Source organism: Ochrobactrum sp. AP1BH01-1 (assembly GCF_018066705.1).
In the GTDB taxonomy this organism is placed as follows: Bacteria; Pseudomonadota; Alphaproteobacteria; order Rhizobiales; family Rhizobiaceae; genus Brucella.
The window spans coordinates 474,544-487,210 of record NZ_JAGPOU010000002.1; the positions used below are offsets into that span (position 1 = coordinate 474,544).

Genomic DNA, 12,667 nt, shown 5'->3' on the forward strand with positions numbered 1-12,667 from the left:
TTACTTCCTCTTCGACTTCTTGTCCGCGCCGTGACCGTAATAGGTACGTGTAGGCGCGAATTCACCGAACTTGTGTCCGACCATTTCTTCCGAAACCGACACCGGCACATGCTTGTTGCCGTTGTAGACGCCGAAAGTCAGGCCGACAAACTGCGGCAGGATGGTGGAGCGGCGGCTCCACATCTTGATAACTTCATTACGACCGCCTTCGCGTACCTTCTCAGCCTTCTTGAGAAGATAGCCGTCGACAAACGGACCTTTCCAAACTGAACGAGCCACTTCAGACTACCTCTCTTACTTCTTGCGCTGATGGCGCGAACGCATGATGAACTTGTCGGTCGCCTTGTTCGAGCGCGTCTTCTTGCCCTTCGTAGGCTTGCCCCACGGAGTGACAGGGTGACGACCACCCGAGGTACGACCTTCACCACCACCATGCGGGTGATCGACCGGGTTCATTGCAACGCCGCGAACGTGCGGACGCTTGCCACGCCAGACCGAACGACCGGCCTTGCCGTCGTTGATGTTGCCGTGATCCGGGTTGGACACTGCACCAACCGAAGCGAAGCAAGCACCTGGAACCAGACGCTGTTCACCCGAATTGAGGCGCAGAATGGCCATGCCCTGATCGCGACCGACGAGTTGGGCGTAGGTGCCAGCAGAACGTGCGATCTGACCGCCCTTGCCCGGCTTGAGCTCGACATTGTGGATGATCGTGCCGACCGGCATGGAAGCGAGCGGCATTGCATTGCCCGGCTTCACGTCAACGGAGTTGCCTGCAACGACCTTGTCGCCAACAGCGAGACGCTGCGGAGCCAGGATGTAGGCCAGTTCGCCGTCTTCATAACGGATCAGCGCGATGAACGCGGTGCGGTTCGGATCGTATTCCAGACGCTCGACAGTGCCGACGACGTCAAGCTTGCGACGCTTGAAGTCAACGAAACGGTACGAACGCTTGTGACCGCCGCCCTGAAAGCGGACAGTGATACGACCGGTGTTGTTGCGGCCACCCTTCTTGGACAGACCTTCGGTCAGGGACTTGACCGGCTTGCCCTTGTAGAGTTCCGAACGGTCCACGATGACCAGCTGACGCTGGCCTGGCGTGATCGGATTAAAATGCTTGAGTGCCATTGTCTCTTACTCCATGGCCTCTCAGAGACCGGTCGAAACGTCGATGCTCTGGCCTTCGGCCAAAGTAACGATCGCTTTCTTGACGTCGCTCTGGCGCCCGATAAGGCCGCGGAAACGCTTGACCTTACCCTTGCGCACTGCAGTGTTGACTGCCGTAACCTTGACGCCGAACAGCGCTTCGACTGCAGCCTTGATTTCCGGCTTCGTTGCCTTGCGGGCTACGTTGAAGACGACCTGGTTGTGTTCGGAAACCATGGTGGACTTCTCGGTGATAACCGGGCTGACGATCACGTCGTAATGGCGAAGATCAGTCATTTGAAACGCTCCTCGAGGGCTTCGACAGCCGCCTTGGAAAGAACGAGCTTGCCGCGGCGAAGGATGTCGTAAACATTGATGCCCTGCACCGGCAGAACGTCGATGTTCGGGATGTTCGAAGCCGCGCGCTGGAAGTTCGCATCGATCTCTGCACCGCCGATGAGGAGTGCATTTTCAAGACCGAGCTTGGCGAACTGCGAAACAAGCTGCTTCGTCTTGGCTTCCGTTGCAGCCAGATCATCGATGATGATCAGGTCGGATGCCTTTGCCTTTGCAGACAGGGCATGACGCAGGCCAAGAGCGCGAACCTTCTTCGGCAGATCGTGATCGTGCGAACGGACAACCGGTCCGTGAGCCTGACCACCGCCGCGGAACTGCGGCGCGCGAGCCGAATGGTGACGAGCGCGGCCCGTACCCTTCTGCTTGTACATCTTGGCGCCAGTGCGGCTTACGTCGCCACGGCCCTGAGCCTTATGGGAGCCCTGCTGGCGGCGAGCCAACTGCCAGCGCACGACGCGCTGAAGAATGTCGTCACGCGGGTCGAGGCCGAAGATTTCTTCGTTCAGCTTGACCTTGCCGGCATCCTTGCCTTCAAGTGTGGTAATCGTGAGATCCATTATTCGGCTCCCTCAGTCGCGGCAGCTTCAGCCTTCGCGGCACCTGCACGCAGAGCGGCCGGCTTCGGCGCGTTCTCAGGCAGCGAAACCTTTACCGCGTCGCGCACGATGATCCAGGCGCCCTTGGAGCCCGGAACCGCACCGCGAACCAGGATCAGGCCGCGATCGCTGTCCGTCGAGACAACTTCAATATTCTGCGTGGTTACGCGGGTCTGGCCCATGTGACCAGCCATCTTCTTGCCCTTGAACACCTTACCCGGGTCCTGACGCTGACCGGTCGAGCCGTGAGCGCGGTGGGTAATGGAGTTACCGTGCGAAGCACGATGGCCACCGAAGTTATGACGCTTCATAACACCGGCAAAGCCCTTACCGATCGAAGTACCCGTCACGTCGACCTTCTGGCCGGCGACGAAGTGCTCGGCGGTGATTTCCGCGCCGACTTCGAGGAGGTTATCCGGCGAAACGCGGAATTCCGCGACCTTCGCCTTGGGCTCGACCTCGGCCTTCGCGAAATGACCGCGCATAGCCTTGGACGTGTTCTTTACCTTGGCAATACCAACGCCAAGCTGAACAGCCGTGTAACCGTTCTTTTCAACTGTACGCTGAGCTACCACGTGGCAGTTCTCCATGCGGAGAACCGTCACCGGCACATGCTCGCCGGCGTCGTTATAGACGCGGGTCATGCCCAGCTTCTGTGCAATAACACCTGAACGCATCGGGTTCGTTCCTTCCGTCCTCAAGCCGATTAAAGCTTGATCTCGACATCGACACCGGCGGACAGATCGAGCTTCATCAGCGCGTCCACCGTCTGCGGGGTCGGGTCAACGATATCGAGAAGACGCTTGTGCGTGCGCATCTCGAACTGCTCGCGGCTCTTCTTGTCGATGTGCGGCGACCGGTTAACCGTGAACTTCTCGATCCGCGTTGGAAGCGGGATCGGTCCGCGCACATTTGCACCGGTACGCTTGGCAGTCGACACGATTTCCCGCGTCGAAGCGTCAAGGATCCGATGATCAAACGCCTTCAGGCGAATGCGGATGTTTTGACCGTTCATTTCATCTGTTCCTTGTTACGCGGAAACGCTCGCTCCAGAGCGAGCGTTTCTGCACAAACCTTCATTACTCGATGATCGAGGAGACGATGCCTGCACCGACGGTGCGGCCGCCTTCACGGATAGCGAAGCGGAGCTTCTCTTCCATGGCGATCGGCACGATCAGCTGCACGTCCATGGCGACGTTATCGCCAGGCATGACCATTTCCGTGCCGGCCGGCAGCGTGACAACACCCGTCACGTCCGTCGTGCGGAAGTAGAACTGCGGACGGTAGTTCGTGAAGAACGGCGTATGACGGCCACCTTCGTCCTTGGTCAGAATATAGGCTTCTGCCTTGAACTTGGTGTGCGGCTTCACCGAACCCGGCTTGCAGAGAACCTGGCCGCGTTCAACGTCTTCACGGCCAACGCCGCGGATCAGCGCGCCGATGTTGTCGCCTGCCTGGCCCTGGTCGAGCAGCTTGCGGAACATTTCAACGCCGGTAACCGTCGTCTTCGCCGTCGCCTTGATGCCGACGATTTCAACTTCTTCACCAACCTTGACGATACCGCGCTCAACGCGACCCGTCACAACCGTACCGCGGCCCGAGATCGAGAACACGTCTTCGATCGGCATCAGGAACGGCTGGTCGATCGGACGTTCCGGGGTCGGAATGTAGTCGTCAACAGCGGCCATCAGCGAACGAACGGCGTCTTCGCCCAGTTCCTTCGAGCTGTCTTCCAGAGCAGCAAGAGCCGAGCCCTTGATGATCGGGATTTCGTCGCCGGGGAATTCGTACTTCGACAGAAGTTCGCGAACTTCCAGTTCAACCAGTTCGAGCAGTTCTGCGTCGTCAACCTGGTCGCACTTGTTGAGGAACACCACGATCGCCGGAACGCCAACCTGACGGGCGAGCAGGATGTGCTCGCGGGTCTGCGGCATCGGGCCGTCAGCAGCCGAAACCACCAGGATCGCGCCGTCCATCTGGGCAGCGCCGGTGATCATGTTCTTCACATAGTCGGCGTGGCCGGGGCAGTCGACGTGTGCGTAGTGACGGTTTGCGGTTTCGTACTCGACGTGTGCCGTCGAGATCGTGATGCCGCGGGCGCGCTCTTCTGGAGCCGCGTCGATCTGGTCATACGCCTTGAACTCACCAAAGAACTTGGTGATCGCTGCAGTCAGCGACGTCTTGCCATGGTCAACGTGACCAATCGTGCCGATGTTAACGTGGGGCTTCGTACGTTCAAACTTACTCTTTGCCATTTGAGCTCTCCGTAAATTTAGCCTGCTCAGGCATTCTTCTAATTGGGAGCGTGATCCTTAGATCACGCAAACTTCTTCTGGATTTCCTGTGCGACCGCCGTCGGAACCGGCTCATAATGGTCGAACTGCATCGTGTACTGTGCACGGCCCTGGGACATCGAACGCAGCGAATTCACGTAACCAAACATGTTGGCGAGCGGAACCATTGCATTGACGACCGTGGCGATGCCGCGGGCTTCGGTGCCGGAAATCTGACCGCGACGCGAGTTCAGATCGCCGATAACGTCACCAACGTAATCTTCCGGCGTGACAACCTCGACCTTCATGATTGGTTCGAGGAGCTGAGCGCCAGCCTTCTGCGCACCTTCACGGAACGCTGCACGGGACGCGATTTCGAAGGCGAGAACAGACGAGTCAACGTCATGGTACGCGCCGTCGATCAGGGTGGCCTTCACGCCGAGCATCGGGAAGCCAGCCAGCGGGCCTGCACCCATGACGCTTTCGATACCCTTCTGGACACCCGGAATGTATTCCTTCGGAACCGAGCCGCCGACGATCTTCGATTCGAAGATGAAATCGTCGCCGTCATGCGGTTCGAAGATGATCTTGACGCGAGCGAACTGACCCGAACCACCCGACTGCTTCTTGTGGGTGTAATCGATTTCAGCCTGACGGGTGATCGATTCACGGTAAGCAACCTGCGGAGCACCGACGTTGGCTTCAACCTTGAATTCGCGCTTCATGCGATCGACGAGAATGTCGAGGTGAAGTTCGCCCATGCCGGCAATGATGGTCTGACCGGATTCTTCATCCGACTTGACGCGGAAAGAAGGATCTTCGGCAGCCAGACGATTGAGCGCGATGCCCATCTTTTCCTGGTCGGCCTTGGTCTTCGGTTCGATAGCGATTTCGATAACCGGATCAGGGAATTCCATGCGCTCGAGGATAACCGGCTTCAGCGGATCGCAGAGCGTATCGCCAGTGGTGGTTTCCTTGAGGCCAGCCAGAGCAACGATGTCGCCTGCAAAGGCTTCTTCGATGTCTTCACGGCTGTTGGAGTGCATCTGCAGCATACGGCCGATACGCTCACGCTTGCCCTTGACGGTGTTTTCGAGCGAAACGCCCTTGGTCAGCTTGCCCGAATAGATACGAGCGAAGGTCAGCGAACCAACGAACGGGTCGTTCATGATCTTGAATGCGAGCATCGAAAGCGGTGCTTCATCCGAAGATTCACGGGTGGTTTCGCTTTCCGTCTTGACGTCGATGCCCTTGATGGCAGGAACATCGGTCGGAGCCGGAAGGAATTCCACAACAGCGTCGAGAAGCGGCTGAATGCCACGGTTCTTGAACGCGGTGCCGCAAAGAACCGGATGGAACTTGACGTCGATGGTGCCCTTGCGGATCAGAGCGCGCAGCTCCTCATTCGTAGGCATGGTACCTTCGAGGTAGGCTTCCATTGCAGCTTCGTCGATTTCCACGGCCAGCTCGATGAGCTTTTCGCGGTACTCTTCAGCCTTGTCCTTCAGATGGGCAGGAATTTCACCAACCGTCGCAGCTGCGCCGATGGTGCCGTCCCAGGTCAGGGCCTTCATTTCGATCAGGTCGATGACGCCTTCGAACTCGTTTTCAGCGCCGATCGGCAGCTGAACCGGGAGTGCTACTGCGCCGAGACGCGAACCGACCATTTCTACGCAGCGGTAGAAATCGGCACCGATCTTGTCCATCTTGTTGACGAAGACCATGCGCGGGACGTGATACTTTTCAGCCTGACGCCACACGGTTTCGGTCTGGGGCTCAACGCCAGCGTTGGCGTCGAGCAGCGCGATTGCGCCGTCGAGAACGCGCAGGCTGCGTTCAACTTCAATCGTGAAGTCAACGTGACCGGGCGTGTCGATGATGTTGAAGCGGCGCTTCTTACCGTCACGGCCCTGCCAGAACGTGGTCGTAGCAGCGGAAGTGATCGTGATACCGCGTTCCTGCTCCTGCTCCATCCAGTCCATGGTCGACGCACCATCGTGGGTTTCGCCGATCTTGTGGTTCTTACCAGTGTAGAACAGAATGCGCTCGGTCATCGTCGTCTTGCCGGCGTCGATGTGAGCCATGATACCGAAATTGCGGTAGTCTTCGATTTTATATTCGCGGGCCATGATAGTTGCTCTTTGAATAGGTTTCGACGATTACCAGCGGTAATGCGAGAAGGCGCGGTTGGCTTCAGCCATGCGGTGCGTGTCTTCACGCTTCTTCACAGCAGAACCACGGTTGTTGGCAGCGTCAAGCAGCTCACCGGAAAGACGATCGATCATCGTCGTCTCGTTACGGCCACGAGCAGCATTGATGAGCCAACGGATGGCAAGTGCCTGGCGGCGTTCTGGACGCACATCGACCGGAACCTGATAGGTTGCACCACCGACGCGGCGCGAACGGACTTCGATATGCGGAGCTACGTTGTCGAGCGCCTGATGGAACAGCGCGACCGGCTCGGACTTAGCCTTGGCTTCGATTGCATCGAGCGCACCGTAAACGATGCTTTCAGCAACCGACTTCTTGCCATGAAGCATGACTGCATTCATGAACTTCGTGATAACGAGATCGCCGAACTTCGGATCCGGATTGATCTCACGCTTCTCAGCCTTATGGCGTCTGGACATTTCGTCTCTTCTTTCAATTACATCGGGCTCAGCTCGCCTTCTGGCGGCCGGTATCCCCGGAAAATCTTATTTCGGACGCTTTGCACCGTACTTCGAACGGCGCTGCTTGCGGTTCTTGACGCCTTGGGTGTCGAGAACGCCGCGGATGATGTGGTAACGCACACCCGGCAAGTCCTTTACGCGACCGCCGCGGATCATGACGACCGAGTGCTCCTGCAGGTTATGCCCTTCACCAGGGATATAACCGATAACTTCGAAGCCGTTCGTCAGACGAACCTTGGCAACCTTACGCAGAGCCGAGTTCGGCTTCTTCGGGGTCGTCGTGTAAACGCGGGTGCAAACGCCGCGCTTCTGAGGGTTTGCCTGCAGTGCAGGAACCTTATTACGCTTTACCGGCGCAATGCGCGGCTTGCGGATAAGCTGGTTTACGGTTGGCATACAACCTTCCTCTTTAAAAAATCTCGTATCCACGCCCCAAAGGGCCGCTTCACCGGCATGCTCATGCGCAAATTCGGAGTCAGCCCTCGTCAACCGGTGGCCACCCCGAACAAAAGCAGAGGAAGCTGACGCTTCATGCGAACGGCAAGTTGCATTTCGATCGTAAAACGAACCCTGTTTGAGATGAACTTCAGGACGCGTCGCCCCGAAAAAGCCTGTCTCACATCGGCTCAGATGGGCTGCTGATACGTCTTTAGCGACGTTTCGTCAAGGGCAGCGGCTCAAGTTTCTTCATTGAAAGACCTGAAACCGGCGTTTTGGTCCCGTCCGGACAGGTTATTGCGCCACATTTGACGTCAATTCGCTAATATTACGCGATCAAACCCGTCATTTTCCTATGCAAGCATGGCGCAGCCACTCAGGTCAGGCTATTGAAGCACATCCGAGTCGAAACGCAACAGATTATTAAGGATTTCTCAATGTCTTCCACTACCGCATCCACCGGCGACGATTCGCCAACCGTTCATCTCGTCATCGCCGATGTATGGAACGAGGGTGAAGAATCGCCGGTCGAAGTACATCTGCTTCTGAAAGCGGACGAGAATGAAGATCTCGTTCAGACCGTTCTCAGCATTCTTGCAGATGAAGGCTATCATGAAGCGGAACTTCTCGAGATGGGAACGCTGACCGAAGAGCCCGAGGAAGAACCGCATAAGAGCGCCTGGGCCACCGCGCTCAGCGGCGAAGTCGCGCTGATCGAATTCGATGGCGACGACGAAGAAGAAGAATAAGCATAATGAAAAGTGCCGATTTCAACCGGCGCTTTTTTTCTTCTGTTAAAGCGGGCCGTCCCGTTATCGCGAAATAGCCGAAATACAAAAAGGCCGCCCCGAAAGGCGGCCTTTTTCAGTTTCGTTCCGCCGATTTTATTCGGCGGCGTTGTTGGTCATGTCCACCAGCATCGCATTGGCTTCGGCAGAACCCGAAGACTTGCGGCGCTCGTCGATGATCAGATCGTCGCGAGCAGTTGCGATGCGACGGATCTGGTTGGTCATGCCGCCAGTACCGGCCGGGATGAGACGGCCAACGATGACGTTTTCCTTGAGACCCTGCAGCGTGTCCATCTTGCCAGCCACCGCAGCCTCGGTGAGGACGCGGGTCGTTTCCTGGAACGACGCAGCCGAGATGAACGAAGGCGTCTGCAGCGAAGCCTTGGTGATACCGAGCAGGACAGGATTGCCGGAGCCCGGCTTCTTGCCTTCTTCGATAAGACGCTCGTTGATCTCTTCCAGCTCGATCCGGTCGACATGGTCGCCCGGAATGTAGCCGGTATCGCCGGATTCCGTGATTTCCACCTTCTGCAGCATCTGACGGACAATCACTTCGATGTGCTTGTCGTTGATCAAAACGCCCTGCAAACGATAGACTTCCTGGATTTCGTTCACGAGGTACGAAGCCAGAGCCTCGACGCCCTTGATCGCCAGAATGTCATGCGGCGCCGGGTTGCCGTCGAGGATGTACTCACCCTTTTCGATGACGTCACCGTCCTGAAGATGGAACGGCTTGCCCTTCGGAATGAGGTACTCGACCGGCTCGATCGTATCGTCATTCGGTTCGATGATGATGCGACGCTTGTTCTTGTAGTCGCGGCCGAAGCGGACGGTACCATCGATCTCGGCGATGATGGCGTGATCCTTCGGACGACGTGCTTCGAACAGTTCGGCCACGCGCGGCAGACCACCGGTGATGTCCTTGGTCTTGGCGCTTTCCATCGGCAGACGGGCGATAACGTCACCAGCCTTCACATGCGCGCCGGGTTCGACCGAAAGGATCGATTCCACGGAGAGCAGGAAGCGGGCATCGCCACCCTTCGACAGCTTCAGGATCTTGCCGGCCTTGTCCTTGATGACCATGGCAGGCTTGAGGTCCGAACCGCGAGGCGTCGAACGCCAGTCGATGACGACGCGCTTGGTGATACCGGTCGACTCGTCAGCCGTTTCCGAAACCGACAGACCATCGACGAGATCTTCGAACTCAACGTAGCCTTCAACTTCGGTCATGATCGGACGGGTATACGGGTCCCACTCGGCAATACGCTGGCCGCGCTTGACCGTATCGCCCTCATCCACGAACAGACGCGAACCGTAGGTCACACGATGGACCGCACGTTCCTTGCCCGCTGCGTCGAGGATCAGGACGGCCATGTTACGGCCCATCACCACGAGGTTGCCATCGGAGTTGCGAACCACGTTGCGGTTACGCAGCTTGACGGTGCCTTCGTACGAAGCTTCGAGATACGAGCTGTCCACAACCTGTGCGGTACCGCCCAAGTGGAAGGTACGCATGGTGAGCTGGGTGCCCGGCTCGCCGATCGACTGGGCAGCGATAACGCCGACAGCTTCACCCTGGTTGACCGGAGTACCGCGTGCAAGGTCGCGACCATAGCACTTGGCGCAAACGCCGTTGCGGGTTTCGCAGGTCAGGGCCGAACGGATGCGGATCGACTGGATACCAGCCTTCTCGATGATCTCGACGTCCTTTTCCTCGATCATGCGGCCAGCTTCGACGATGACTTCGCCGGTTGCCGGATGCAGGATCGGATCGAGAGCCGTACGGCCCAGAACGCGCTGGCCGATCGAGGCAACGATCTGACCGGCATCGACGATCGGCTGCATGGTGAGACCGATTTCGGCGCCGCAATCGACTTCCGAAATGATCGCATCCTGTGCAACGTCAACGAGACGGCGGGTCAGGTAGCCCGAGTTGGCGGTCTTCAAGGCGGTGTCTGCCAGACCCTTGCGGGCACCGTGGGTCGAGTTGAAGTACTCGTTAACGGTCAGGCCTTCCTTGAAGTTCGAGATGATCGGGGTTTCGATGATTTCACCCGACGGCTTGGCCATGAGGCCGCGCATGCCGCCAAGCTGACGCATCTGGTTGACCGAACCACGGGCACCCGAATGCGACATCATGTAGACCGAGTTCATCTGCTTCTGGCGACCGGTCACCGGATCGAATTCGACGGCCTTGAGGCGCGCCATCATCTCCTCGGTGATCTTGTCGGTAGCCTTGCCCCAGGCGTCGACGACCTTGTTGTACTTTTCGCCCTGAGTGATCAGGCCGTCATTGTACTGCTGTTCGTATTCGGTCGTGAGAGCTTCGGTGTCGGCAACGATCTTCGCCTTCGTGTCCGGAATGACCATGTCATCCTTGCCGAAGGAGATGCCTGCACGGCAGGCGTGAGCAAAGCCGAGCTGCATGATGCGATCGCAGAAGATAACCGTCTCTTTCTGACCGCAATGGCGGTAGACGTGATCGATCATCTTGGAGATGTTCTTCTTGGTCATCTCCTGATTGCAGATGTCGAACGGCACCATGACGTTCTTCGGGAGAAGCTCGCCAATGATCATGCGGCCAGGCGTCGTGTCGTAGATCTTCGACACTGGCTTGCCTTCGGCATCGACCGTCTTGAAGCGACCCTTGATCTTGGTGTGCAGCGTGACGACCTTGTTTTCAAGCGCATGCTGCAGCTCGCCCATATCGGCGAACATCATGCCCTCGCCTGGCTCCTTCTCCGCCACGATGGACAGATAATAGAGACCGAGAACCATGTCCTGCGAAGGAACGATGATCGGTGCGCCGTTGGCCGGATGCAGGATGTTGTTGGTCGACATCATCAGCACGCGGGCTTCAAGCTGAGCTTCAAGCGACAGCGGAACGTGAACGGCCATCTGGTCACCGTCGAAGTCGGCGTTGAACGCCGTACAGACGAGCGGATGCAGCTGGATCGCCTTGCCTTCGATCAGGGTGGGCTCGAATGCCTGAATACCCAGACGGTGCAGCGTCGGCGCACGGTTCAGGAGAACCGGATGCTCACGGATCACTTCGTCAAGGATATCCCAGACTTCCGGACGTTCCTTCTCAACCAGTTTCTTTGCCTGCTTGACGGTCGAGGAATAACCCTTGGCGTCGAGACGCGCATAGATGAATGGCTTGAACAGTTCGAGCGCCATCTTCTTCGGCAGGCCGCACTGGTGCAGCTTGAGTTCCGGACCGGTCACGATGACCGAACGGCCGGAATAATCGACGCGCTTGCCGAGCAGGTTCTGACGGAAGCGGCCCTGCTTGCCCTTGAGCATGTCGGAGAGCGACTTCAGCGGGCGCTTGTTGGCGCCGGTGATCACGCGGCCACGACGGCCGTTGTCGAACAGCGCGTCCACAGCTTCCTGCAGCATACGCTTTTCGTTGCGGATGATGATGCCCGGTGCGCGCAGTTCGATCAGGCGCTTCAAACGGTTGTTACGGTTGATGACGCGGCGGTAGAGATCGTTCAGATCCGACGTCGCGAAACGACCGCCGTCCAGCGGCACGAGCGGACGCAGATCCGGCGGAATGACCGGAACGATCTTCATGATCATCCATTCCGGGCGGTTTCCCGACTCCAGGAAGTTTTCGACGATCTTCAGACGCTTCATCAGCTTCTTCTGCTTCAGGTCCGAGGTGGTCTCGGCAAGCTCGACGCGCAGATCGGCGGCGATTTTTTCGAGTTCCATCGAAGCCAGAAGCTCATAGATAGCTTCCGCGCCGATAAGAGCTGTGAACTGATCTTCGCCGAACTCATCGACGGCGATCATGTATTCCTCTTCCGAAAGAAGCTGGTGCTCCTTCAGCGAGGTCAAGCCCGGTTCGGTAACGATGTAGTTCTCGAAGTACAGGACGCGCTCGATATCCTTGAGCGTCATGTCCAAAAGCGTGCCGATACGGCTCGGCAGCGACTTCAGGAACCAGATATGGGCAACCGGGGCTGCGAGTTCGATGTGGCCCATGCGCTCGCGACGAACGCGCGAGAGCGTGACTTCCACACCGCACTTTTCGCAGATGATGCCCTTGTATTTCATACGCTTGTACTTGCCGCACAAGCATTCATAGTCCTTGATCGGGCCGAAGATGCGCGCGCAGAAGAGACCATCGCGTTCAGGCTTGAACGTACGGTAGTTGATCGTCTCCGGCTTCTTGATCTCGCCGTATGACCAGGACAGAATCTTCTCAGGGCTGGCAATCGAGATTCTGATGGAATCGAACGTCTGTGCCGGAGCCTGAGGATTGAAAAGATTCATGACCTCTTGGTTCATGCCGTTCTCCTTGAGGGCGATCCGTCGCCCTGTGTCGTCGATGACAAGCTGAAAATCCTTGCCATCCTGAAAAGAAATAGCGGTACTACGCAGTTATG

12 protein-coding genes are annotated in these 12,667 nt (G+C 57.7%); 1 reads left to right on the plus strand and 11 read right to left on the minus strand.

The genetic code is table 11. The features are described from left to right. The 10 genes from rpsS to rpsL all read right to left on the minus strand — a co-directional run bounded on the left by rpsS (position 1) and on the right by rpsL (position 7,440). Positions 1-279, minus strand: a complete 279-nt coding sequence (gene rpsS, locus J9800_RS07680) for a 30S ribosomal protein S19 (protein WP_006467026.1) — start codon at positions 277-279, stop codon at positions 1-3. A 15-nt stretch (positions 280-294) separates the two neighbouring features. After that, positions 295-1,128 (minus strand): 50S ribosomal protein L2, encoded by an 834-nt coding sequence (gene rplB / locus J9800_RS07685; protein WP_112591563.1) that lies wholly within the window; start codon positions 1,126-1,128, stop codon positions 295-297. A 21-nt stretch (positions 1,129-1,149) separates the two neighbouring features. Continuing rightward, entirely contained in the window at positions 1,150-1,443 is a 294-nt protein-coding gene (locus J9800_RS07690) for a 50S ribosomal protein L23 (protein WP_006467028.1), read from the minus strand. Beyond that, positions 1,440-2,060: a 50S ribosomal protein L4 gene (gene rplD / locus J9800_RS07695; protein WP_006467029.1), complete on the minus strand. Its 621-nt coding sequence runs from the start codon at positions 2,058-2,060 to the stop codon at positions 1,440-1,442. The genes J9800_RS07690 and rplD overlap by 4 nt, the downstream gene beginning before the upstream one ends. Next, the gene (gene rplC / locus J9800_RS07700) at positions 2,060-2,776 is read right to left on the minus strand and encodes a 50S ribosomal protein L3 (protein ID WP_112591561.1); all 717 of its coding nucleotides are present in this window, start codon (positions 2,774-2,776) and stop codon (positions 2,060-2,062) included. The genes rplD and rplC overlap by 1 nt, the downstream gene beginning before the upstream one ends. A gap of 29 nt (positions 2,777-2,805) precedes the next feature. After that, positions 2,806-3,114 carry a 30S ribosomal protein S10 gene (rpsJ, locus tag J9800_RS07705; protein ID WP_002964363.1) on the minus strand — a complete coding sequence of 103 codons (309 nt, stop codon included), beginning with the start codon at positions 3,112-3,114 and terminating at the stop codon, positions 2,806-2,808. A 64-nt stretch (positions 3,115-3,178) separates the two neighbouring features. After that, positions 3,179-4,354, minus strand: coding sequence for an elongation factor Tu (gene tuf / locus J9800_RS07710; protein ID WP_006467031.1), 1,176 nt, complete (start codon positions 4,352-4,354; stop codon positions 3,179-3,181). Positions 4,355-4,416: 62 nt separating this feature from the next. Continuing rightward, positions 4,417-6,501 (minus strand): elongation factor G, encoded by a 2,085-nt coding sequence (fusA, locus tag J9800_RS07715; RefSeq protein WP_112592848.1) that lies wholly within the window; start codon positions 6,499-6,501, stop codon positions 4,417-4,419. A gap of 30 nt (positions 6,502-6,531) precedes the next feature. After that, positions 6,532-7,002, minus strand: coding sequence for a 30S ribosomal protein S7 (rpsG, locus tag J9800_RS07720; protein ID WP_006467033.1), 471 nt, complete (start codon positions 7,000-7,002; stop codon positions 6,532-6,534). A 66-nt stretch (positions 7,003-7,068) separates the two neighbouring features. After that, positions 7,069-7,440, minus strand: coding sequence for a 30S ribosomal protein S12 (gene rpsL, locus J9800_RS07725; RefSeq protein WP_006471111.1), 372 nt, complete (start codon positions 7,438-7,440; stop codon positions 7,069-7,071). 479 nt (positions 7,441-7,919) lie between these two features. On the opposite strand from rpsL, the gene J9800_RS07730 reads away from it, so the two are divergent. Next, complete coding sequence (locus tag J9800_RS07730; RefSeq protein ID WP_112592846.1) at positions 7,920-8,231, plus strand: hypothetical protein; 312 nt, start codon at positions 7,920-7,922, stop codon at positions 8,229-8,231. A 135-nt stretch (positions 8,232-8,366) separates the two neighbouring features. Here the strand turns inward: J9800_RS07730 and rpoC are convergent, their stop codons facing one another. Then, positions 8,367-12,569, minus strand: a complete 4,203-nt coding sequence (gene rpoC / locus J9800_RS07735; RefSeq protein WP_112592845.1) for a DNA-directed RNA polymerase subunit beta' — start codon at positions 12,567-12,569, stop codon at positions 8,367-8,369. Between the last annotated feature and the right edge of the window lie 98 nt (positions 12,570-12,667).